This is a genomic window from Burkholderia cepacia, from assembly GCF_001039005.1.
GTDB classification, from domain to species: Bacteria; Pseudomonadota; Gammaproteobacteria; order Burkholderiales; family Burkholderiaceae; genus Burkholderia; species Burkholderia theae.
In genome coordinates this window covers 137,165-159,403 of the sequence record NZ_LDWR01000033.1, presented here as the reverse complement: position 1 = coordinate 159,403, position 22,239 = coordinate 137,165, and the positions used below count along the sequence as shown (strand labels likewise).

Below are 22,239 nucleotides of genomic sequence, written 5' to 3'. Positions count from 1 at the left end.
CCTGACTTACTTTAGTGTGAGACTCTTGATACTTTTGCTATCTGATCCGAGGATCAGCTCGCTTCCATCAAGCGCCCACACTTATCGGCTGTTAATTTTTAAAGAGCAATCTGCGAGGAACTTCGTATTTCCCGGCAGCGCTGCGTTTTCAGCAGCAGAGAAGCGAGATTATTAACCGTTTTTTAAAACTCGTCAATAACTTTTTTTAACTACTTCGTTTCGACGACTGCGGTTTAATTTCGTGTGCGCCAGGGTCGCTATAATCGACCTCAACAGCACCGCTTCCCTTCTTCCCCCCGCGCCGTGTTTCCGTTAGCGCGAAAGAGGCGAGATTCTAAGCATCTGCCCCGATCTCCGCAACCCCCTTTGTGAAATTTTTTTGACGTGCAGTTCCGCGGGCCGCCGAGCCTCCCTCGCGGTCATATATAAGCGACACGACAGGAGTGGCCTCGGTCGCCCGTGAACAGCCCCGCCGTATCGAAACCAACCCTCCATCGCTCACCGCCCCACCATCGCCCTCACCACGCCGTCACGCCGGATCAACCCGTGATACAGGGCGGCCGCGAAGTGCGCGAGGAACGTCGCGAAGAACAGGTAAGCCAGCACCCGATGCGCGACCCTGAGCCAGGCGAACGTCACCGGGTCGGCCGAAACGAGCGCCGGCAGCTGCACACCACCGCCCAGCGTCACCGGATACCCGCCGGCCGAAAGCATCGCCCACCCGATCAGCGGCATCGCGACCATCAGCGCATACAGCACGAGATGCGACCCATGCGCGGCAACCTTCTGCCACCACGGCAGATCCTCAGGCAACGCCGGCGGCTTCGACACCATCCGCACCACGATCCGCACACACACCAGCACCAGCACGGCCACACCCAGTGGCTTATGAATCGCCACCAGAAACGCATGTCGCTCGGAGACAGACGACACCATCCCCACCCCAATAAACAGCATCGTGACAATCATCGCGGCCATCACCCAATGCAGCACCCGCGCCGGCAAACCAAACGTCGTAGAAGTCTTCATCACCGCCCCTCCGAACTCAACCTGGCCACGCCTGCCACCCCGGCCTCTTCACTCGTCCTGCGCAGATACGAATCCGCATAAGCGGCCGACCGCGCCGCCAGCAACGGATCCCCCGATACCTGAATTCCCTGCGGCAGCACCGTCGGGTCGTAATTCACGTCCCGGCACGGCCCGCTGTCCTGCGCCTCCACCCGGTCGAGCACGAGCGTCCCCGCATCGATCGTCGCCCGCTGCGCGGGCCAGACCTTCGTCGCGTCGTCCACCGGATCGCCAGGCTCCGCCAAGGTGACCAGCAGCTTCCACTTCTGCGCACCGGCCGCGATGCGCTGCGTCACGTCCTGCTGCAACACGTTCGGATCCGCGGCCGTCGCGACATCCCCGGCGCCGGCCGTCTGCTCCGGCACGACGCGCCACCGCACCGGCTGCCGCTTGCCCGTCGCGTCGACGAAGTAAAACGCGTTCAACCCGTAATAACTCTCGGTGACGTAACTCGCGCTCGGCTTCGCACCCTTCACCCACTGCAGGAACGCGGCCGTCTCCGGATGCGCGCCGAAAAACGCCTTCACCTTCGCCGGATCGGGCTTGCCCGTCTTCGGATCGGGCCGGGTCGCCAGCGTCTGCTGATAAAACGCCTGCGGCGTCGCCACCGGAAACACGGGCATCGCGTTCATGCCGGTCCGCCATTGCTCGCCGTCCGGCGCGGTGAGCTTCAGCGCGAGACTGCGGATCGGCACGCTGCTGTCGGGCGCATACGGATTCCCGCCCGGCAGCGCGAACCGCCCGACCACCGGCGTGCGCACCGCCTTGAAGAACGGCGCGACCGAATACGCGCTCGCGGCCCCGTTGCCTTCGAAGTAACCGGTCACGCACACGCCCTTCGCGTGATTGCGCCGGTAGCCGGGATGGATGCCGCTGTTGGTCTGCAGCGCGTCGACGAGCCGCTGCGGGGTCAGACGCGCCGGCGCGAGCCACCCGCCGGCATACCCGAACGCGACGGCCACGCCGGCCACCGCGCCGCCGATCGCGGCCCAGCGCCACCACCCGCGCCCGGGCTCGCGCTGCGGCGAAGAAGAGGAAGAAGATCGCTCCATGAATGTGCTCCCGATCGTCAGATCATTGTCGAACCCGCGTAGGACGCCACCCGCGCCGCTTTATTCCACGAAAATTTTTTTCCTATGCTTGATGGAATAATCGGTGCCGACCGGCGTCCTACGCGGCATCTCGACCCTTTCGGCAACCGGCCCGGCCATGCCCTCCACCGCCCTCGACGACGACGCGTTGCGCGAACTCCTCCCCAGGCTGCGACGCTTCGCGCTCTGGCTGGCGCGCGACGTCCACGCGGCCGACGATCTCGTCCAGTCGACGCTCGAGCGCGCACTGTCGCGCTGGACGAGCCGTCGTGACGACGCGTCGCTGCGCAGCTGGCTCTTCACGATCCTGTACCGGCAGTTCCTCGACGGGAAACGCAGCGCGAAGCGCTACAGCTGGCTGCTCGGCCGCATTCGTGACGACGACGAAGCACACTGGCCGTCCGCCGAACGCGAATTCACGGCGCGCGCGACGCTCGAAGCGTTCGGCCGGCTCTCGGACGAGCAGCGCAGCCTGCTGCTGCTCGTCGCGGTCGAGGGCTTCACCTATCAGGAAGTCGCCGACCTGCTCGAGGTGCCGATCGGCACCGTGATGTCGCGGCTCTCCCGCGCGCGCCAGGCGCTGCGCCAGCTCAGCGACGGCGAGCTTCCTGCTCCTTCTTTGCGCTTGATGAAAAAATGAACACGCCTCCGAACGAACACGACCTTCAGGCCTATGTCGACGGCCAGCTCGACGACGAGGCGCGCGCCGCGGTCGAGCGCTATCTCGCGCTGCATCCGGAGCGCGCGGAACAGGTGAAGCGCTGGCAGCAGGATGCGCAGCGGTTGCGGGCCGCGCTCGAAAGCGTGCGGATGCCGGCCGATAACCCTGCGCTCGATCCAGCGGCGATTCGCGGCCGGCAGGCGGAACGCTCGCGGATGCGGTTCGCGATGGCGGCCTCGTTCGTGTTCTGCGTCGGGCTGGGGACGTTTGGCGGGTGGCAAGCGCGTGGGTGGAATGCGGCGCCGGCTGTCGCGCCGATGAGCGATGCGGTCGAGGCTTACCGGATGATGGTGGTCGATCAGACGGCGAAGGTGGATTACCGGCCGACGGGTGCGGGTGATTTGCAGGGGTGGCTCACCCAGCGCGTCGGCGCGTCGGCGAAGCTGCCGGATTTGAGCACGGCGGGGTTCAGGCCGGTCGGCGGACGGTTGTTCACGACGGACAGCGGGGCCACGGCTGCGATGGTGCTCTATGAGGACGGTGCCGGGCGAACGCTGAGCTTCTATCTCCGGCCGGCGGAATCGAAACATCGCCTGCTGCCGGCCGGGCAACGCGTGGATGGTGCGTTGCTGGCACGGTATGGGTCGGTGAACGGGCTCAACTATGCGGTGGTCGGGCCGGCCGGGAGTCTTGGGGAGAAGGCGGTCGTACAGGCGCTCGATCAGCAGACTTGAGTGGTACGATGCGCGCCGCGGTGGGGGTCCTCGGTTGCCGCCAGGGCCTCTGATCGCGGGGCTTGGCCGGCTTGAGCGTGCTCACGCTCACCGCTCGAATGCACAGCGTTTCGAGTGACTTTGCTGGGCGGTTGTCCACATCGATACGATGCTCGGCGCCCTCACCTTGGAAATCACAGGGTTTTGAGTCGGCGCGGAACAGGATATCCACATCGGTCATGGCGATGACGCTTGCCGCCATCGGTCGACTCGCTCACCCTTGGTCAGCACAGTGTTTCGGGTTGTTTTGGCGTGCGATATCCACAACCCGTGAGATAACGCGAACATCTGCACCGAATTCAATTACCCTCACCCATTGGGTGCACAGGCCTTCGAGTGCTTTGACTCCTCGATATCCACAAGGCATTCAATCACGACGGATCGCTCGAAAACTATCCGCATCAACTGCTCCGTTCCGGCAAAGCCCCACCAGACAAGGCATTCGGGCTGATTCGTGTGGTCGAATGCAAGGTACTCACCTGTTCAGCGCACAGCGATTCAACTGATTGGGTGTGCGAGTTGTCCACATGTGGCCCGCAGGCAATTGCACGAAACGCGATGCACATTCCGCAAACGCTCACGTCATAGAGCCTGCTGCCCTCCGCCCAGTCGTGTGCTTACGCATTCGGATCGGCTTGTCACGGTCCGAATTCGCGGGGATCCGCACCCAGCTTGCGATCCGGCCGCATGCTCACCTTTTGCTCGCACAGCGTTTCGTGTCGCTTTTTGCCGGGTTATCCACATACGAAGGCTGACCACCTTCACCGCGTCCGAAGTCACTTGGTCAGATAAACCTTGGGAATTTCGCCGGTTTCCGGCGAAACAACATACTCGATCGACGTTCCGAGCGGACTCGCGTTGCCGAGCCCGCGCATGCCGGGAGGCATCTTCGCCAGGAACGTCACGCCGATGACGGCATTCTCGGGCTTCGGATCGACCCTGGCGGCACTTTCGTCCGTGATGCAGATCTCGAAGTTGCGCAGATCCTGCACGGTCTTCGCAAAATCCTCATAGGCGGCCTTCAGGCCGAGCAGCGTCGCGGTATCGAGCTGGACGGAACATCGCTCGATCGCGCCGAAACTCAGCTTGCTCTTGGTGTTTTCCAGGTATCACGGGTTCATGCTCGTCTGCGGCGCTTGCCGCGGCTCGAGGAAATACTGCGATTCGTCGGGAACGACGCCGTTCACGTAACGCCGGTCTTCCCACAGCAATCTCCAGCACGTCGGGATGAGCAATCCCGGGAAATCATCCGTGAGATTCGGCGCACGCGTGCCCCGGGTGAAATAATTGAAGCAACCTCCATTACGCAGCAAGGCGCCGTGGACTTGCCTCCAATGTATTCGCGGATGAGCAATCCTTCGGCCACCATTCACACGACGCGTTGAATTCAGATCAACAAAATACGTTCATTGCACGATCGCTACTTGATCCCGTAGACCCTGAGAATCTCTCCGCTCTCCGGCGAAATCACGTAGCCAACTGACTCGCCAAGCCTATTGGCGTTGCCGAGCCCTCGCTTTCCCGGGATCAGTTTCGCGATGAACGTCACGGAAATGGCATCTTTTCCATCTTGCCCTTCCCCGTCAGCCGCTTTCCGTTCGTCGATACGAATTTCGAAATTTCCGAGATTCTGTCCGCTTTTCGCGAAGTCCTCGTATGCGGCCTTCAAACCGACAACCGTCGCAGTATTGAGGGTGACGCTACTTCTTTCTGCTGTACCGAAAATCGATTCACTCATGGCAAATATAGGAAACACAAGTAGGAAAAACAGTGCGCCGTATCTCATAGACGATAGACCTTGTCCGTCGCGGCTTCGTAGCCCTTATGTCCGTCACTCGGTGTGCCGACATACCCTCGATAGTCAGGATCTTCGTCCAGCCCCATCTTGGCGGCATCCTTGTCCGGCTGCGAGAAGTTGTTGCTGTCGTAGTAATCCTTGTCCTTCGTTGTCCGATTTCCGCGTCGGTCTGAATGATCTCCGTGCGTGTGCCAATATCCGACTTCCTGCGAGCATGCCGGCGGTTGCGGAGCACGCGGATCCCATGGGTTCACGGCGTCCCCCTCACCCTTGATCGCCTTCGTATAGTCGTATCGACCGTCCGGCGTTCGGTATATCAGGCCACCGTATTCGACGTTGTCACGAATCGACTTGTCGTTATATCGGAGCAAGGCGGCCTTTGCCGCACCATCCGGCGTCGCAAACCGGCCGGACCTGAACTTCTTGCAGGTCGTGCCCAACGGATCGATCCAGCCCGTGGGATTGGGGCCGTACCGATACGTATTCAGTCCTCCCTGCAAGCCGACAGGATCCTTCGAAATGAAACGTCCGCTCTCTGGAGCGTAGTAACGATGCCGGTTGTAGGCAAGCCCGGTCTCGTCATCCAGCTGCTGCCCCTGGAACCGGATCGGATTGCGCACTGTCAAGCCCGTGGCACGCGATACGCGCTCGATGACTTCTCGCGCGTCACCCCAAGCCTTGTAGCTGGCCTCCCACACCACGTCCCCAAGCTCGTCGGTCAACAACTGCGGCGTGCCGATCTGATCGCAGTGGTAGTAGTACACCCCCGCCTTCGACTTCGGTTCCGGAATTCGCCGCAGTGGATCATCCTCAGGCGTATGACGCATCACGGCATCGTGGCTCGGCGTTTCCACACCCTCGACCGCCGCGCCGACATACTGGGCGAGCGGCACGAACGAATCAGCCTCGTACACGTAATGCGTACTGCTCGTGGCGCCGCTTTCGTATGCGAGCGCGTTGCCTTCCCAGCCATACGTCGTCACAACTCCATCGACTTCCTTCGCGATTCGTCGCCCGAACGCATCGTAGAAATAACGTGCCTCGCTGCGGCGTGCCTCGGTTTCAGTCAGGGCCCGTGCCAGTCGATTGAATCCGTCCCACTCGAAGCGCTGCAGGCTGCCCACCGCTCGGGTTTCGACGAGGTTACCCTGCGGGTCATACTCGAGTTGCTTGCCCGCATACGCACGAAGCAGGTTGCCGAGCACCTTCGACACCTGCGGTGGCAACGTGCTTTCAGGCCGAACCGGGCTCGCCGGCGTGCGCGCTTGACGATGATCAGGACTCCGTGCGTCGATCACATTGCTCGCCGGATCGAACGCAAACCGCTCCGTGCCTCCGGGCCCGATCGACTCGATCAATCGTCCGATCGGATCGTATCGGTAATCGCTCAATCCGCGCCGACTGTCTTCGACATGCGTCAGCTGACCCGCGAGATCGTAGCGGTAATGTCTGCCGCTCAGCGGCGCGGGCGCATGTTCGCGCCGGAGAGTCTGGCTCCGGATCAGGCCCGCCGGATCGTAATCCGTGCTCTGGATCAGTTTGCTCGGCAGCACACGCCGGACCTCACGGTGCAGATCGTCCCGCTCGAACTGCATCCGTTCGTCGCCATCGAGCAGCATCCCATGGACATGCCCGGAACCGTAGGTCAACCAGTCGATCACGTGGCCATCGGGTCGGATCGTCCGCTTGCGGTTGCCCAGCTCGTCATACGTGTGATGCCATACGTAGCTGCGCTTGACACCGAACAAGTCGTATGCATGATGTTCGCGAACCAGATTGCCGACCGGATCGAAGAAATGCTGCACCCGGCTGAATGCATTTTGCGCGTCGGCCAGACGACCGAACGCATCGTAAGCGAAGCGCTCGTCGGCATCGCCGCTTGCGCGGCGTGTCAGCCGGCCTGCTCCATCGTATTCGACCCGTGTGACCTTTCCCGCAACGTCGATGGTCGACAGGCGACTCGTTTCGTCATCGAAGCCGTAACGCGTCACTATCCCGTCAAAATCCACCGTTTCGAGCAGCCGGCCGACAGGGTCATAGGTGAATCGATAGCTGGCCTGATTCGCATCGATCAGACTGACCAGCCGGCCGAGGCGATCGTGGCCGTAGTTCAGCGTGTGGCCGAGGGCATCGCTGCGCGTATGCAACCGGCCCGCCGCATCGTAGCCGTAGCGCGTCGTGCGGTTCATTGGATCGGTGTAATTCAGCAGGCGCCCTTCGGCGTCGTATTGAAAGCGTTCGACGCCCGCTGGCGTCCGCACCTCACTCAGCCAGCCGTTTGCGCCATAGCCGAACGCTGTCGCGATACCCATCGCATCCGTGGCTTCGACCAAACGACCTTGCGCGTCATATTTCCACTGCGTCGTCTTACCCGAACAATCGGTATGCGCAGTCAGTCGTCCAGCCTCATCGTATGCCATGACCGTCGTGCCGCCCTTCGCATCGGTCACTTCACTCGGCAGCCCCTGCGCGTTGTAGCTGTATTTCGTCTCGTGGCCGAGCGGGTCCGTCTCCAGCTCGACGTTCCCCGCTTCGTCATAGCCGCGTTTCCATGCATGCCCCTGCGGATCGACAATGCGGATCATCTGATCCTTCTCGTCATATTCCATCTCGATCACGCTGCCGTCGACACGCTGGTGGCGCACCATATTGCCGCGGGCGTCGTACGCCATCTTCTCGTTGCCGCCATCCGGATACGTATGCTGCACGAGATTGTGGTGCACATCGCGATACATCCACTCCTCGCGGCCTTCCGGATAGATGATTCTGAACGGATAGCCGTAACGGTCGTAGTAGTGTCGCGTGACGTTGCCGAGCGCATCGGTCACGCTCACCATCCGGAAGTCGGGGTGCCACGCGAAGCGAGTCTCATCGCTGCCACCATCCGCGTATTCGCGAACACATTTCGCCTTCGGTCCGGTTCCGTTCCATTCAAGATTGGTGCCACGACCGGTGCGGTCCGTATAGCGCGTGATCAGATGATGACGGTACGCATATTCACGGCGGTTGCCGTTGCGATCCGTTGCTGCGACGAGATCGTTGTCCTCGCCGTATTCGTAGCGCGCAAGCGTGCCGACCCGTGTTCCTTCGCTATCGTGATGCAGCACCTCGGCGATGCGATGCTTGTCGTCGTATGCGAACGCAACAATCGCTTGTGGCGCGATGATCCGAGAGAGGCGTTGCTGCGCGTCGTAGTCGAGTGTCAGCTGATTGCCGGAGCGATCCTTGATGAATGCGAGACGAAACGCGTCGCCACGCTTCTCGTATGCTTCAAGCAATTCGTGGCCTCGCGTGACAGTCATCCACGACTCGTCCAGCCGCAACAAGGTCAATCCTTCGCCGCGATCATCGTGCGCGTCGCCCGGGGAAAGCAGCGGATAGTCGATGCTGCGACCGGTCGCATCGTGATACACGAGCTTCGATGCATGCATGTCGATGCGCGTCGTCAATGATGTGATCCATCGGGCGCCGAGCTCGCCATGCACGTCATTTGCGTCGAAGAAAGACCGATAGGTGCGGCTCCATATGATCGGCATCACGCCGGGAAGGACGAAATCCTGATGGGTCACCCGTTCGTCGCCCAGCGCAAATCCGACTGAACGTCTCGTCGCCGCCGCGGGCGTCGACGCCGGACATCCGAGCTTGCAGTCGTTCGGGCCGGGATGCTGCGCCTCTTCCGTATGCCGGACCGATTCCTTCTGGCCTTCACCCTCCTGGCGGTGCACCTTGGTGCTGCCTTGCTCCTTGATTCCGGTCTGGTGTTTGCGCTGACGATGCAAAAAGTCGCGCTTCTTGTCGATGGCGACCTGGATAAGGTTGATCAACCAGCCGATCTTGCCGGCATCGATGCCGCCCAGCGCGAGGATTTTCTCCTTGACCACCGGGATCATCGTGCGCAATGTCTTCGCCATGTTCAGCAGCGGCTCGCGATACTTGAGATCGAGCACTTTCGCCGCCTGCGTCCCCGTGTTGATGAGCTCTTTCGCCTCGATCTTCACGAAGTCGACGATCATATGACCGAGCCCGGCAAATGTCTTGCGAGCGTCATGCGCCGCGAAGCCCGATGCAACCTGGCCCGCATGCTGCCCAACCGCCCGCACATTGTGCGCGACGCTCAATTGCTTCTCGCCCGCCACCTCCTCGAACAGGCGCGCGAAGCCGACCATGAATTTTTCGATGTAATCGGCGCAGGTCTTGAGCAGGTTGTCCAGCTCTTTCTTCACGCCATCGACGAAACTCTGAATACGGCCGGCGAACTGCTCGCTCAGACTGTCGATGAGTGCCTGCAGCAGTGCGGTCTGCATGACCTGCAATGTCGCTTCACCAAGTGCCTTGCCGCTTTCGACGACCTTCTGCCGCACGAGCTTCATCACCGGGCGCACACCCATCCGGAATTCGGCAGTACCGGGTGGAATCGGGATGATGCCGATCAGGTCGAGACCGAGGTTCAGATAATCGAACACATCGGGATGCTTGCCGCTCTGCCCATGCTCGATCATGTCCTTGATATCGAGCACGAGATCGACGGCTGCCATGATGTTCGCCACCACCGGCAGCGCATTGGCAACCATTTCGAGCCGCTCGATGGTGATGAAGTCGTGGCTGATCGCACGCAACCAGCGATCACACGCCTTGACGCCCGCCTTGACGTCGACGGTTTCGATTTGCAGCAGCGGCGCGACGTAGACCTCAGTCGGCTTGGGAAGAATGACGCCCGAAGAAGCGGTCATGGTTGTTCTTTATTCGAAAGTGATGGGGCGCGCCTTGCGCGAGCGGATACTCAGAGAACCTTCAGCGCAGGTACGGCACTTCGCGCGGCTTGGGCGAGCGCACCGACCTGCTGGGCTGCGGCGCCGAGTTGGCCGGCCTGCGAAAGGGCCGCACCGGCACCAGACGGCAACGCGCTGGCAAGGGCACCTTTGGCGAGGCTCATCGCCTGACCGCTCAACGCCTGACCAACACCTCCCTGGGCAACCTGCCCCGCCATGCCGGCCAGTTGAGTCGCCCCCGATACTGCCTGCATCGCGCCCGACGGCAACACGTTCGCGAGCGCCCCCTGCGCGAGCCCCATCGCCTGTCCGCTCAACGCCTTCCCGATGCCGCCTTGTGCGGCCTGCCCCGCGATGGCCGCCAACTTTGTCGCACCCGGTAGCGCCCCGGGTGGCAACAGACCGCCGAGTTGAGACATCGCCGTCGCGGTCGGATCCGCTTCCTGCATCGGTTTCGCTGGCCATTGCGCCGTCTTGAATACGCTCGACGGATCGTACTGATTGCGCGGATCCTCGCCGAACTGGACCTGCACAGCGCCGGCCGGCAAGCCGCTCACGATCGTATGCCCCTTTGCATCCAGCGCACCTTCTCTCAACACGCCACCGCTGGCGTCCAGCACCGTGAACTTGCCGCCCTTGAAACCCTCGCCATTCGCATACTGGTGCAGCAATTCCAGTTGCCCCGGCTGATCCGGCCGCGGACTCGGCAACGGATACCCCATGCTCGCCGGCCCCGCGAACGTATGCGACGCGCCCTTCACATCGATCTTCCCGGGGGCATGAACTTCGACGTTTCCATCCTTGATCCGAATGTATGCCCCACCGCTCGTCAGCAGAATCCCCTGATCAGCCGCGATCTCGATCCGATCCGTCGCCGACACGACCTTCACCGCCTTCTGCGCGGTCACCTCGACGTTGTCCGACTGCGCCTGGATCTCGACCTTGCCCTTGCCCGCGAACAGCTTCATCCCCGCGTTCTGCGCGAACAGGCTCAGCTTCTGCCCGATACTCGCCAGCAAAGACTTGCCCGCGGCAACGTGCACGCTCTGCCCGCTCGCAACGTTCACGTGATCGTTCGCGACCACATGCACCGACTGCTGCGTCGACATCCCGATCCCCGACGGGCTGCCGAACAGCATCACCGGCTCCTTGAACGCGTTCGCGTTGCCGGTGCCACCACCTGCCGTACGTCCGCCGGACGCGCTGCCCGATGCGCTGTCCTGCGTCGCGTCGGTGAACGCGCGCATCGTATCCTGCGCGTCCTTCAGGCTTTCCGCCTGATGCTGCTCGCTCACGCCCGACATCGCCTCGACGAGGCTCTCGCCCGTCACGAGTTGTTGCTGCGCTTCCTTCACGTCGAGCGGCTGGCTATTGGCCGACTTCGGATGCGTCGTCACGTACAGGCCCTGGCTCGCCCGCACCGCGCCATACGCATCGGAGCGCAAGTCGAACCCGCTACCGAGATACGACCCGCGCGAATTGCCGCTGTGGTCGATGATGTAGCCGAGATGCAGCAGGCTGTTCGCGCTACTGCTCATCAGCTGCACGCGGTTCTGCCCGGTCGCGTCGTCCATCACGAGCTGGTTGTAGCCGCCGCCCGAATACTCTTTCGACCGATATCCGGACAGGATCCCGTCGGTATGCCATTGCGGCTGGTTCGCGCCGTTGTACACGCGCCCGACCGCCAGCGGCCGGTCGCAGTCGCCGCCGACGTAGTCGATCAGCACTTCCTCGCCGATGCGCGGCACGTGCACGCCGCCGTAGCCGCCGCCCGTATCCGACTGCACGACGCGCACCCAGCACGACGCGTTCTCGTTACCCGGATTGAGACGATCCCACACGAACTGCACGCGAATCCGGTTCAGTGCGTCGGTATAGACTTCCTCGCCCTGCGGCCCGACGACGATCGCCGTCTCGAGATGCATCTCGGGCTTGTGATGTTCGAACGGGCTGCGATACGGCACGTTCACGCGTTGCGCTTCGACTTCGACGAGATAGAAACCGACCGAACCATCGTCATGTGATACCTGAAGCCCAGGCGTGTTTTCGTAACGTGCTCGCGTCCGGTCAAGCGAGCGTTTCAAGCTATGCGGGAAATCCGAATCGCTACCGGGTACGGGCAGGTTGTTCTCGATCCACCACGCCACCTCGATCGCCGCAAACTCGCGCTGATCGGCGGGATCGCGATCGTGCTCGGGATGGTCTGCCAGCGTGAAGCGTCGGCCGGCATCGATCGCGCGCCCGCCGCCCGCGGCATGGAAGCGCTTTGCCTGCGACTCCCACCCCTCCATCTTGACCTTCGCCAGATGATCACCACGGGCTTGGTCCAGATACGTATAAGCGCCGGTGTACTCGTAGACTTCGAGTTGATCCGGCAACTCGCCCTGGCCGGCCATCGTCGGCAACGACGTGCCCTTCGGGTTCGACGGCTGTGCAGGATTCTTGTAATCGAATGTGCGCGTCGTGAGCGTCACACTCTGCAGCGTGCGCGTGCCTGACCATTGCGTGAACGCGTCCGCTTCGCCTGCCGTACCGCCGCGGTAGAAGCGCACGATTTCCGGCGACAGCGGCGCGAACGCCTGCAGGTTGTCGGTGATCACGAGCGTATGCGACTTGCCGTCATCGGCCTGCTGCCATGCGCAGTAAAGCCCCTCGTCTTCCATCAACCGATGTACGAGGTTCCAGTCCGTCTCGCTCTGTCGCGTGTACGAACGGTTCGCCAAAGGCTGAGACAACGCAAAGCGGAACCGCCCGCGCGCTTCCGGATGCATGCCAAGTACGTCTGAAATGATTTCCTCGACGTTCTTGTCGATCCAGATCTTCTCGTCCCGGCGAAACCGGAGCACGTGCATCCAGGCGCGCAACTCGAGCTGATAGGTCGTCAACCCACCGTTCGCGCCAAGCCGGCGCGCGGTGTAGACGTAGCCGCTGACCGGCCGATATGCCTTGTTCCCGAGCTGAATCCAGAGCGTCGCAGGCTGAGCGATCAGCTTCTTGAGTTCAAGACTGTCATTGCTCGATACGACGTCGAGCGTGAACGAATAGTCCCTGCCGATCTGCGATCGGCCGACCACGCGCTGTACGGCAAGTGCGTTGCCCCCCAGCGGGGTGTCCAACTTGAGCAAACGATCCTGCTGAAGCAAGCCGCCGCGAAGCGCGGCGCCGATGTCCGGCATGTTCATGATGCAGCCCTTTTTTATTTCAGCACCCTCGGATGGTGTCTGTGACTCTGTCGGGCGAGATTCTACCGTTTAATCAAGGCACTAAGATTATTCGTCCGATCATGAGAAAGGACACGGCTGGAACACGCGCTCTGCGATCCGTCATGCGGATCAGTCGACCGTCGTCGTGTTGCTGCGTTCACGCCGGCGTGTCATCGATCATCGCTCAAGCCACTTCGCTTCAACACCTCCCGCAGGCACACCGGACACACGTACTCACCGGCATCCCACAGCTTCACGAACGTGGCCCGATCGTCGATCCGGAACGCCGATTCGACGATGTCGATATCCGGCCCGAGCACCTTGCGCAAAAACGCTTCGTCAAACCAGTGCTTCGGTTCGTGCTTCATCGTGCCATCGGTCACCTGCACGACGTGGCAATCGCGAATCACGTCGATCGTCAGGATCGCGGCCTCGATATCCGGCGACGTGCGCGTCGGCCAGATCAGCCCGTGAAGCTCGCATCGCGCGTGATTGCGAGGCCACTTTGCATTCGCCGCGACGACGGACGTGTCGAACGCCTGCTCTTTCGTCGTCGGTTGATAAGGCGTTTCGCCGGAGCGCACGAGCAGTTCGTCCAGGCACGCCAAACACTCATACGCACGCAAGCGCTCCAGCGCCGCGATCTTCGGAAATGCCTTCACGTGCGCGACCTGATCGACAAAGGTCGCATCGACCTCGTGCTCGTCGAGCTCGGCGCGCAACATCCACATCTCCCGGCTGTATCTCGGCCGGTCGAGCGAGACCTTCACGAGTTCGCCGGGCACACACTGCCCGCGCAGCCTGATGCGTGCGGCAACGCCCGTCGACGTTGTCGCCGTGGAAGCACGTCCGTGCCGATGGCAAACGATCAGTCCCATTACTTGCCCCAGTTGCGAGCGCCGCTCGCATCACCCTGCTCTTTCTTCGGTTTCATCGCGTCGGTTTTCATCGTCGCTAACTCAGGATTCAAAGTCGACCGTCGTCCGTCGCGACGAGAAATGCGCAGTAATCGCCGAAATCACGGCCTGTCGCGTGACGACATCGATCGCCTCGTCGTGTCTCGGCTCCGCGTACTTCATTGAATCGACGTAGACGACGAATGCGGGACCGTTGTCCGCGACCGGCAGCAGCGCTTCGCCAAGCACCCGGACCGGCCGCTCGCCATCGGACAGCTCAATCGCACCGCGCGACACCGTCAGGACCTTGTACGTCATCGCTTTGCCTCGCGTGATTCAGTCGTTACGGAACTGCACCTCGAAACTCAAATCCCCTTGCCTCGGATCGTAGCGAAACTCGGCAACTCCCCACGCACGCGGTTCAAGCTGTGCTACCGCAGGATGCTCGCTCACCACCGTCAAGCCCGCTGACTTCGCAATCGACCGCACGATCTTCGACTCGGTGATGCTTTTGTCGAAAAAGCGGATCGTATCGAACAGGATCGTCACGCTCGCGAGTCGCCCTTCATTCACGTCGATCACGCATTCGCCTGCGTGACCGCCGAAGGTGACCTTCTCCGACACGCGATAACGAACCGCACCGTTCGCCGCTGGCTGCGCCGACGAACACAAGCGACGAATGTCCTCACCCAACTGCCCGTCGCTTCCGACCTCGATGCGAGCACGGTCCGCATGAACCGCACCGCTTTGCCAGTCAACCCGAATCGCCAGTGCCATGTCGCGAGGCCTTCACATCCTGAATGCCGGCGATTCTACAGACACGACGGTTCGCGCCTCGTCCGCATCCCTCACGGCCTGCCGCTTCGTCCATCCGTTCACCGCACGCAGTGCATATCCCGCGCGAATCACAGTCGATGGACTGTGCTTATCCAAAGGTGTTAACAGGGTTCGTATACATACGTAGTGATAGTTAACAAGCCCTGTGCCTCACAGTGGATAACCTCCGTAACGCACTGAATTATCAACACGAAGCAGGATGCATAACCATGGGCACCTCACGTGAACAGCTCCGCGGAGCACAGAACAACTTTTCGTTGATTCGCAGTCGCGACGACATATCCTCAATCGCTCCACTGTGAATCCAGAGGCTTGCAAGACGGTTATCCAGAGGGGAATGTGGATAACTTCGCCACACCGACACGTTTCGCTGTGACACGAGACATCACGCCCGCGCAGCAACAAACACGATCGCTCGCCCGCACCTGCGCCCCCGATTCAAAAAAATTTCACGAAGGGGCTTGTGCTCCTCAAAAACCCTCTCTATAATTCGCGGCTTCTTAGGCTCGTAGCTCAGTTGGTTAGAGCACCACCTTGACATGGTGGGGGTCGTTGGTTCGAATCCAATCGAGCCTACCAACGAACAAAATGAAGGGGTCCGGCAGCACACATTGCCTACAGGTAATGCGGCTCGCCAAACATACAAACGCCACGCGGCAACCTCGCGTGGCGTTTTTCTTTTTCCGGCCGAAACAGCGCATGTTGCCCCGATGTGTTGCGCGATCCACGGCATCGCATCCTTACCCGCCTATCGACCCGCAATTCACACCGAGTAGAATCGTGTGCGCATCGAAGCGCGCTGCGCGGCAAGCCTCCTGATCTCCAGCGCACCCAAACCGCATCAGAACAACGACGCGCGATCCGCGCGACTGAGAGCAAACGACCATGTCCGAGGTCACGACCACCACGCCGTCCGCGAGCAACGACGAAATTGCCGCTTACGTCGGCAAGAAAGCCGCCTGGTACGAGCGGAAATGGACGATCGCCGAATCGCGCAAAAGCCGGCAGTCGTGGAACTGGGCAGCGTGCTTCCTGGGTCCGGTCTGGATGGCGTATCGATGCATGTACTGGCAAGCGGCCGCCGTGCTGGGCGTCACGCTCGGCATCACGCTGGTCGAACTGCTGTACTTCCCGAAATACTTCGAATCGAGCACGCTCGACCCGGTCACGATCGCGATCGCGGTCTCGCTCGGCTGGTACGGGAACGGCATCTACAAGACACACGTCGAACGCAAGATCGACAAGCTGCGCCCGAACGCGACGTCCGGCGAATCGTTTCTCGCGCTGCTGGAGGCGCAAGGCGGCACGAACTGGCTCGCGGCAACCGGGTTCGCCGTCGCAACGCCGCTGCTCGGTTTCCTGATGATCATGGTCCGCAATCTCGTGGTCGGGACGTATTGATTACGGTAACCGGCGACCGGGAAAGCAGGGCGGAAAGAAGCGGGCGGAGAGCGCCGTCGCCATGCATCCGCACGGCACGCGGCGCACGATTCCGCCGCCTTCAATGCAGATGCTTCAACTTGTCAGGATTCCGCACGACATAGATCGCGACGATCTTCCCGTCCTCGATCTCGAGCGCAGTAGTCTGCAGCTCGCCGTCGGATTCCAGCGTGACGAAACCCGGCAGCCCGTTGATGAACCCTGCCCGCACGAGTTTCGACGCGTGCGTGGCGAACAGCTCGGCCAGATATTCGTGCACCTTCATCACGCGCTCGAAGCCGAACACCGGCTTGCCGGCAGCCGTGCGCTTGCCGCCGCCGTCCGAATGCAGGCTCACGTCCTCGGCGAGCATCGCGCCGAGCGCGCGCATGTCGCCGCTGCGTGACGCCGCGAAGAATGCTTCGGCCAGCTCGATCCCGCGTTGCTTCTCGACATGAAAACGCGGCCGCGCCTCGCGCACATGCGTGCGGGCCCGCGCGGCGAGCTGCCGGCACGCGGCCGGGTCGCGCTGGATCGTCGTGGCGACTTCGTCGAATTCGAGGCCGAACACGTCGTGCAGCAGGAACGCCGCGCGTTCGAGCGGCGAGAGCCGTTCGAGCGCGAGCATCAGCGGCAGCGTGACGTCCTCCTGTTCATCTTCCTCGACGACCGGCTCGGGCAGCCACGGGCCGATATAGGTCTCGCGCTGGTGCCGCGCGGACTTCAGCTGGTCGAGGCACATGCGCATCACCATGCGGCGCAGGAACGCCTCGGGTACGCGCACCTCGGTGCGGTCAACGTCCATCCAGCGGATGAACGCTTCCTGCACCGTGTCCTCGGCATCCGCGACGGAACCGAGCATCCGGTACGCGACGCGGATCAGCGTGCGACGCAGCGGATCGAAGCTCGCCGCCGCGTCGGCCCGTTCTTCAGGGCTGCCCTTGGCCGGATCGAGGTTGGTCATCAGGCCACCATCTGCGCGGCGGCGGCCTTCGCGTCGGCCGGATCGATCCACAGCCCGAAGCCGACGGCAAGCCGGTTCCAGCCGTTGATCACGTTGATCATCAGCGTGAGTTTCACCTGTTCCTCCTGGCTGAAGTGGTCGTTCAGCGCCGCATACGCCGCTTCGTGCGCCGCGTGGCCCTCGGACAGCCGCGTCAGTGCATCGGTCCAGCCGAGCGCCGCGCGTTCGCGGTCGGTATAGCAGGGCGCTTCGCGCCACGCGGACAGCAGATAGATGCGCTGCTCGGTCTCGCCTTGCTCGCGGGCTTCGACGGTGTGCATGTTAATGCAGTTCGCACACGCGTTGATCTGCGATGCGCGGATCTTGACCAGCTCGATCAGCGTCGGCTCGAGGCTCTTCGCGGCGGCGACCGACACGGTCATCCAGTTCTTCATCAGTGCGGGAGCGGCAGCAAACGGATTGAGTTTCGCAGTCATGGTTCCTTCTCCTTTCGTGTGGGTTCCGGTGATATGACGAGCGAGCCCCCCGCGTGTGTGACATCGACGCAAAAAAATTTTTCGAAGTGCGCGTGGATGCGGATCGCGGGTGAAGGGTGGGGCGGTTGCCGCGCCGATGACGGCGCACGGTCGCGTTCGTCAGACAAACTGCGCGTCGCGGAGCCGTCGCTCACGATCGCCGCATGGATGTCATGGGTCGTCAGTAGCCGTGCGCGCGGGCAAGCGCGTTGTGAACGCCTTCATCCGCACGCCCCGACAGGCATCGCCGGCTTGTCACGCATGCGACACGCGCTCGGTCGACACTTTCATTTTTCTTTCGAACGCGCTGCATCGACATCCCGATTCGCAGCATTCACATTTCTGGCCCATACTGTTCTGCACGGGCAGATGAAGTGACGCCGCATCCGCGGCCCGGCGCGCGCGCCGGCTGCCCGACGACGCAGCAGCAGGTCGCACGTCAGCCGCGCGCATCACGCGCAAGGCTTTCCTTTTTCCGGCAACGCAACGCAACGCAGCGAATCGCGACGTGGACGGTTAACCGATGAGCCTCCTTGCATCACGGCTTCAGCGCCGTTTCCAGGACGTGCGCGCCCATAGCGTCGCATTGACCGCGACGCTGTCCGCCGAAGACCAGGCCGTGCAGTCGATGCCGGATGCAAGTCCGACGAAATGGCATCTCGCGCATACGACCTGGTTTTTCGAGACCGTCGTGCTGATGCGCCGCGTGCCCGGCTACGCGCCGTTCAACGACGCATTCCAGTTCCTGTTCAATTCCTATTACGAAGCGCTCGGCCCGCGCCATCCGCGGCCGCAACGCGGGTTGCTCACGCGTCCGTCGCTCGACGACGTGCACGCGTACCGACAGCACGTCGACGACGCGATGCTGCGTGCGCTGGCCGGCGCCGATCCGGCGCTGCTCGATGCGATCGCGCCCGAGGTCGTGCTCGGCCTGCATCACGAGCAGCAGCACCAGGAATTGATCGTCACGGACATGCTGCATGCGTTCTCGTGCAACCCGCTGAAGCCGGCGTTCCGGCCGCGCAACGGGACGGACGGCAACCAGGCGATGGCCGCGGGCGATGCCGGCGCGTCGCGCTGGCTGCATCAGCCGGGCGGGCTCGTCGAGATCGGCCACGACGGCGACGCGTTCTCGTTCGACAACGAACGCCCGCGCCACACCGCGCTCGTGCAGCCATACGAAATCGCGAACCGCCTCGTGACGAATGCGGAATTCGCGGCGTTCGTCGCCGACGGCGGCTACACGCGCCCCGAATACTGGCTGTCCGACGGCTGGGCGACGGTGCAGCGGGAAGGGTGGCAAGGGCCCGCGTACTGGATGCCCGACGACGACGATGCGGCAGCCACGCGCGTGCGGCGCACGTTCGGCCTGCACGGTGTCGAACCGCTCGCACCCGACGCGCCGGTGTGCCACGTGAGCTTCTACGAAGCGGCCGCGTATGCGGAATGGGCCGGCGCGCGGCTGCCGACCGAGTTCGAATGGGAAACCGCGTTCGCGGCGGAAGGCATCCAGCAGATGCTCGGTCACGTGTGGCAGTGGACGCGCTCGTCCTACGAGCCGTATCCGGGCTTTCGGCCGCTCGCGGGTGTCGCGGCCGAATACAACGGCAAGTTCATGGTCGGCCAGCAGGTCCTGCGCGGCAGCAGCATCGCGACGCCGCCCGGGCACGAACGGCCGACGTACCGTAATTTCTTTCCGCCGGCCGCGCGCTGGCAATTCACGGGGGTGCGACTTGCGCGAGACGTCTGACCTCACGGCCACGAGCGGTGGCCAGCAACCCGCCCGCGATTCGCGGCCGAGCGCGTTCGAGCGCGACCTGATCGACGGACTATCGCGCACGCCGCGCAGCATTTCGCCGAAATACTTCTACGATGCGGCCGGCTCCGAGCTGTTCGACCGCATCTGCGAGCTACCCGAGTACTACCCGACGCGCACCGAGCTCGGCATCCTGCGCGATCGCGCGGCCGAGATCGTGCGGCGCGTCGGCCCGCATGCGGACATCGTCGAATTCGGCGCGGGCTCGCTCGAGAAGATCCGCGTGCTGCTCGACGCGTTCGCGGGCAACTACGCGAACGCGCCGGCGCGCTACGTGCCGGTCGACATCTCGGCCGACTACCTGCACGGCGCGGCCGCGCGGCTGCGTTCCGCCTATCCGTGGCTCGACGTCGCGCCGATCGCGGCGGACTACACGAAGGCCGAGCAGTTGGCCGAGCTGACCGCAACGCCGCGGCGGCGCATCGGCTTCTTTCCGGGCTCGACGATCGGCAACTTCTCGCCGGAAGAGGCCGACGCGTTCCTGCGCGACGCCGCGCGGCTGCTGCGCGGCGGTGGCCTGCTGGTCGGCGCCGATCTCGTGAAGGACGACCGCACGCTGCATCACGCATACAACGACGCGCAGGGCGTGACCGCGCAGTTCAACCTGAACCTGCTGGTGCGCGCGAACACCGAGCTCGGCGCGGATTTCGATGTCGACGCGTTTTCGCATTGCGCGTTCTACGACCGGGAGCGGCAGCGCATCGAGATGCATCTGGTGAGCGACATCGCGCAAACGGTACACGTGCGCGGCCACGCGTTCCGCTTCGAAGCCGGCGAGCGCATCCACACGGAGAACTCGCACAAGTTCACGATCGACGGCTTCCAGGCGATCGCGCGCCGCGCGGGATTCGAGCCCGATACCGTGTGGACCGACGCCGACAACCTGTTCAGCGTGCACTGGCTGCGCAGCGTCGACGATATCCGCGCGTAACGCCCGCTCTCGCGAACCGCTCGCGGATGGTGCGGGCGGTTCGCTTCCCGCGCACGCCGGTGCGTTCCGACCGCCCGGTTTCGTGCCGAAAATCCTCGTTTTACCGGCTCGATGCGCCGTTGCAACGGTGCGTGGAGTGCTGTCTCCGCCTTGTCCCGCAAGGCTTTGCGGACGGCCGTAAACGTCCGTTACCGGTCTCGCATACCGGTTTCACCTGTGTCGGCACCGCGTGCCTAGACTCCGAACCGTATTCACATGACGCACGACACGTGCAGGGAGTCGCGAGATGAACAAGAAACTTATTCTCGGTGCAGTTCTCGGTGTAGCGGCGCTGGCAGCTTCGGGCGTCGCATCGGCCCACGTCGACCTGTCGGTCGGCATCGGCGTGCCGGGCGTCTACGCGGCGCCGGCACCGGTCTACGTGGCGCCGCCTCCGCCGGTCATGTATGCGCCGGTCGGCTATCGCGACTATGGCTATCGCGATGACGGCTGGCGTGCGCGCGAATGGCGCGAACACGAGTGGCGCCGCCGTGAATGGCGCGAACACGAGTGGCACGATCGCGGCGGCTGGCGCGGCGGCCGCTGGGACTAAGCGGTTCGGCTGATCACAACAAGGGGAGAATGAAAACATGATGCCTATTCGACACATCAGGCTGTGCGCAACCGCCGCCATCGTTGCGCTCGCAACGATCGGCAGTGCGCACGCGGCGGGCTGCATGAAGGGTGCGGTGGTCGGCGGTGTTGCCGGCCACTACGCCGGGCACCACGCCGTCGTCGGCGCGGTCGGCGGCTGTATCGTCGGCCACCACATGGCCAAGAAGCACGCGGAAGAGCAGGCCGCGCAGCACAAGGCCGCCGTGCAGGGCATGCAGCCGGCGCAGTAAGCGCCATCGCCACCGGGGCGGCGCTGCGGCGCCGCGCCCGCCTGCTTCGTTTCCCTGTTCACGCATGACCGGATCGAGGTGTCGTCCGGATTGATCTGACGAATGCATGCCGCGCGCATCGTTACGATCATTTACAACGTCGTGTGGCGCGAAGGCCGCGCGTTCTTAGAATGCAATCACACGAACGCGCTCCAGGGAGCACAAGATGAAACATCAACGATATCTGTCCGTACTGACGGCCGCGCTGCTCGCGCTCGGCACGGTTTCCGCGTATGCGGCGGCCGGCGGCAATGGCGGGGGCAACGGCGGCGGTCATGGCGCAGGCGGCTCGGGCGGCAATGCGGGCGGCATGTCCGGCGGCCACATGAGCAGTTCGGCATTCGGCAACTCGAACAGCATGCATGCGGGCGACCGCGACAAGGGCCTGTCGCGCGCGGCCGACCGTTCCGATACGATCGCCGATCGCGCCGGCGTGCAGCCGGGCCACGGTCACACGCGCGGGCATGCGCATGGCCATACCACGCATGCATCGACATCCACGCATCATTCGCATCACAACGCATTCGGCCGCACGCTGTAAGCGCGGCATGCGAATGCGACAGAAGGGCGCTTCG

20 protein-coding genes and 1 tRNA gene are annotated in these 22,239 nt (G+C 63.0%); 9 read left to right on the top strand and 12 right to left on the bottom strand.

Annotation, left to right across the window (positions count from 1 at the left end; translation table 11 throughout):
• Window positions 1-498: 498 nt before the first annotated feature.
• Complete coding sequence (locus VL15_RS19920; RefSeq protein WP_048248017.1) at window positions 499-1,029, bottom strand: cytochrome b; 531 nt, start codon at window positions 1,027-1,029, stop codon at window positions 499-501.
• Window positions 1,029-2,120 carry a catalase family peroxidase gene (locus VL15_RS19915; RefSeq protein ID WP_048248016.1) on the bottom strand — a complete coding sequence of 364 codons (1,092 nt, stop codon included), beginning with the start codon at window positions 2,118-2,120 and terminating at the stop codon, window positions 1,029-1,031. Before VL15_RS19915 ends, VL15_RS19920 begins: the two co-directional genes overlap by 1 nt.
• A gap of 157 nt (window positions 2,121-2,277) precedes the next feature.
• Between VL15_RS19915 and VL15_RS19910 the strand changes: the two genes are divergently transcribed.
• A complete protein-coding gene (locus tag VL15_RS19910; protein WP_048248015.1) occupies window positions 2,278-2,799 on the top strand; it encodes a sigma-70 family RNA polymerase sigma factor in 522 nt (173 codons plus the stop codon).
• Window positions 2,796-3,554, top strand: coding sequence for an anti-sigma factor family protein (locus VL15_RS19905; RefSeq protein WP_048248014.1), 759 nt, complete (start codon window positions 2,796-2,798; stop codon window positions 3,552-3,554). The genes VL15_RS19910 and VL15_RS19905 overlap by 4 nt, the downstream gene beginning before the upstream one ends.
• Window positions 3,555-4,369: 815 nt before the next feature.
• Here the strand turns inward: VL15_RS19905 and VL15_RS19900 are convergent.
• The 8 genes from VL15_RS19900 to VL15_RS19870 all read right to left on the bottom strand — a co-directional run bounded on the left by VL15_RS19900 (window position 4,370) and on the right by VL15_RS19870 (window position 15,036).
• A complete protein-coding gene (locus tag VL15_RS19900) occupies window positions 4,370-4,585 on the bottom strand; it encodes a hypothetical protein (protein WP_230684487.1) in 216 nt (71 codons plus the stop codon).
• Between the two features lie 117 nt (window positions 4,586-4,702).
• Entirely contained in the window at window positions 4,703-4,966 is a 264-nt protein-coding gene (locus VL15_RS40365) for an Imm72 family immunity protein (protein ID WP_329955955.1), read from the bottom strand.
• Window positions 4,967-5,013: 47 nt separating this feature from the next.
• On the bottom strand, window positions 5,014-5,331 hold the full coding sequence (locus VL15_RS19895; RefSeq protein WP_048248029.1) for a hypothetical protein: 318 nt from the start codon (window positions 5,329-5,331) through the stop codon (window positions 5,014-5,016).
• A gap of 44 nt (window positions 5,332-5,375) precedes the next feature.
• On the bottom strand, window positions 5,376-10,121 hold the full coding sequence (locus VL15_RS19890) for an RHS repeat-associated core domain-containing protein (protein ID WP_053077677.1): 4,746 nt from the start codon (window positions 10,119-10,121) through the stop codon (window positions 5,376-5,378).
• Window positions 10,122-10,171: 50 nt separating this feature from the next.
• Window positions 10,172-13,342, bottom strand: a complete 3,171-nt coding sequence (gene tssI / locus VL15_RS19885; RefSeq protein ID WP_048248012.1) for a type VI secretion system Vgr family protein — start codon at window positions 13,340-13,342, stop codon at window positions 10,172-10,174.
• 191 nt (window positions 13,343-13,533) lie between these two features.
• Entirely contained in the window at window positions 13,534-14,088 is a 555-nt protein-coding gene (locus VL15_RS19880) for a hypothetical protein (protein WP_155420262.1), read from the bottom strand.
• A gap of 234 nt (window positions 14,089-14,322) precedes the next feature.
• Window positions 14,323-14,577 carry an Imm74 family immunity protein gene (locus VL15_RS19875; RefSeq protein WP_048248010.1) on the bottom strand — a complete coding sequence of 85 codons (255 nt, stop codon included), beginning with the start codon at window positions 14,575-14,577 and terminating at the stop codon, window positions 14,323-14,325.
• Window positions 14,578-14,595: 18 nt separating this feature from the next.
• Window positions 14,596-15,036 carry a hypothetical protein gene (locus VL15_RS19870; protein ID WP_048248009.1) on the bottom strand — a complete coding sequence of 147 codons (441 nt, stop codon included), beginning with the start codon at window positions 15,034-15,036 and terminating at the stop codon, window positions 14,596-14,598.
• A 562-nt stretch (window positions 15,037-15,598) separates the two neighbouring features.
• Here VL15_RS19870 and VL15_RS19865 point away from each other — a divergent pair.
• Window positions 15,599-15,675, top strand: a tRNA-Val gene (locus VL15_RS19865).
• A gap of 306 nt (window positions 15,676-15,981) precedes the next feature.
• The gene (locus tag VL15_RS19860; protein ID WP_048248008.1) at window positions 15,982-16,497 is read left to right on the top strand and encodes a DUF2628 domain-containing protein; all 516 of its coding nucleotides are present in this window, start codon (window positions 15,982-15,984) and stop codon (window positions 16,495-16,497) included.
• Between the two features lie 100 nt (window positions 16,498-16,597).
• On the opposite strand, the gene VL15_RS19855 is transcribed toward VL15_RS19860, so the two are convergent.
• The gene (locus tag VL15_RS19855) at window positions 16,598-17,479 is read right to left on the bottom strand and encodes a sigma-70 family RNA polymerase sigma factor (protein WP_048248007.1); all 882 of its coding nucleotides are present in this window, start codon (window positions 17,477-17,479) and stop codon (window positions 16,598-16,600) included.
• Window positions 17,479-17,955 carry a carboxymuconolactone decarboxylase family protein gene (locus VL15_RS19850; protein ID WP_048248006.1) on the bottom strand — a complete coding sequence of 159 codons (477 nt, stop codon included), beginning with the start codon at window positions 17,953-17,955 and terminating at the stop codon, window positions 17,479-17,481. Before VL15_RS19850 ends, VL15_RS19855 begins: the two co-directional genes overlap by 1 nt.
• A gap of 562 nt (window positions 17,956-18,517) precedes the next feature.
• Here VL15_RS19850 and egtB point away from each other — a divergent pair.
• The 5 genes from egtB to VL15_RS19825 all read left to right on the top strand — a co-directional run bounded on the left by egtB (window position 18,518) and on the right by VL15_RS19825 (window position 22,205).
• The gene (gene egtB / locus VL15_RS19845; RefSeq protein WP_048248005.1) at window positions 18,518-19,744 is read left to right on the top strand and encodes an ergothioneine biosynthesis protein EgtB; all 1,227 of its coding nucleotides are present in this window, start codon (window positions 18,518-18,520) and stop codon (window positions 19,742-19,744) included.
• Window positions 19,728-20,741 (top strand): L-histidine N(alpha)-methyltransferase, encoded by a 1,014-nt coding sequence (gene egtD / locus VL15_RS19840; protein ID WP_048248004.1) that lies wholly within the window; start codon window positions 19,728-19,730, stop codon window positions 20,739-20,741. Before egtB ends, egtD begins: the two co-directional genes overlap by 17 nt.
• A 286-nt stretch (window positions 20,742-21,027) precedes the next feature.
• Window positions 21,028-21,333, top strand: a complete 306-nt coding sequence (locus VL15_RS19835) for a hypothetical protein (RefSeq protein ID WP_048248003.1) — start codon at window positions 21,028-21,030, stop codon at window positions 21,331-21,333.
• 37 nt (window positions 21,334-21,370) lie between these two features.
• Entirely contained in the window at window positions 21,371-21,625 is a 255-nt protein-coding gene (locus VL15_RS19830; RefSeq protein WP_048248002.1) for a glycine zipper 2TM domain protein, read from the top strand.
• Window positions 21,626-21,830: 205 nt separating this feature from the next.
• Window positions 21,831-22,205, top strand: coding sequence for a hypothetical protein (locus tag VL15_RS19825; protein ID WP_048248001.1), 375 nt, complete (start codon window positions 21,831-21,833; stop codon window positions 22,203-22,205).
• Window positions 22,206-22,239 lie beyond the last annotated feature (34 nt).

Coding starts and splice junctions, on each gene's coding strand:
- VL15_RS19920 (WP_048248017.1), bottom strand. CDS start 1,029: ATGAAGACTTCTACGACGTTTGGTTTGCCGGCGCGGGTGCTGCATTGG.
- VL15_RS19915 (WP_048248016.1), bottom strand. CDS start 2,120: ATGGAGCGATCTTCTTCCTCTTCTTCGCCGCAGCGCGAGCCCGGGCGC.
- VL15_RS19910 (WP_048248015.1), top strand. CDS start 2,278: ATGCCCTCCACCGCCCTCGACGACGACGCGTTGCGCGAACTCCTCCCC.
- VL15_RS19905 (WP_048248014.1), top strand. CDS start 2,796: ATGAACACGCCTCCGAACGAACACGACCTTCAGGCCTATGTCGACGGC.
- VL15_RS19895 (WP_048248029.1), bottom strand. CDS start 5,331: ATGAGTGAATCGATTTTCGGTACAGCAGAAAGAAGTAGCGTCACCCTC.
- VL15_RS19890 (WP_053077677.1), bottom strand. CDS start 10,121: ATGACCGCTTCTTCGGGCGTCATTCTTCCCAAGCCGACTGAGGTCTAC.
- tssI (WP_048248012.1), bottom strand. CDS start 13,342: ATGAACATGCCGGACATCGGCGCCGCGCTTCGCGGCGGCTTGCTTCAG.
- VL15_RS19880 (WP_155420262.1), bottom strand. CDS start 14,088: ATGTTGCGCGCCGAGCTCGACGAGCACGAGGTCGATGCGACCTTTGTC.
- VL15_RS19875 (WP_048248010.1), bottom strand. CDS start 14,577: ATGACGTACAAGGTCCTGACGGTGTCGCGCGGTGCGATTGAGCTGTCC.
- VL15_RS19870 (WP_048248009.1), bottom strand. CDS start 15,036: ATGGCACTGGCGATTCGGGTTGACTGGCAAAGCGGTGCGGTTCATGCG.
- VL15_RS19860 (WP_048248008.1), top strand. CDS start 15,982: ATGTCCGAGGTCACGACCACCACGCCGTCCGCGAGCAACGACGAAATT.
- VL15_RS19855 (WP_048248007.1), bottom strand. CDS start 17,479: ATGACCAACCTCGATCCGGCCAAGGGCAGCCCTGAAGAACGGGCCGAC.
- VL15_RS19850 (WP_048248006.1), bottom strand. CDS start 17,955: ATGACTGCGAAACTCAATCCGTTTGCTGCCGCTCCCGCACTGATGAAG.
- egtB (WP_048248005.1), top strand. CDS start 18,518: ATGAGCCTCCTTGCATCACGGCTTCAGCGCCGTTTCCAGGACGTGCGC.
- VL15_RS19835 (WP_048248003.1), top strand. CDS start 21,028: ATGAACAAGAAACTTATTCTCGGTGCAGTTCTCGGTGTAGCGGCGCTG.
- VL15_RS19830 (WP_048248002.1), top strand. CDS start 21,371: ATGATGCCTATTCGACACATCAGGCTGTGCGCAACCGCCGCCATCGTT.
- VL15_RS19825 (WP_048248001.1), top strand. CDS start 21,831: ATGAAACATCAACGATATCTGTCCGTACTGACGGCCGCGCTGCTCGCG.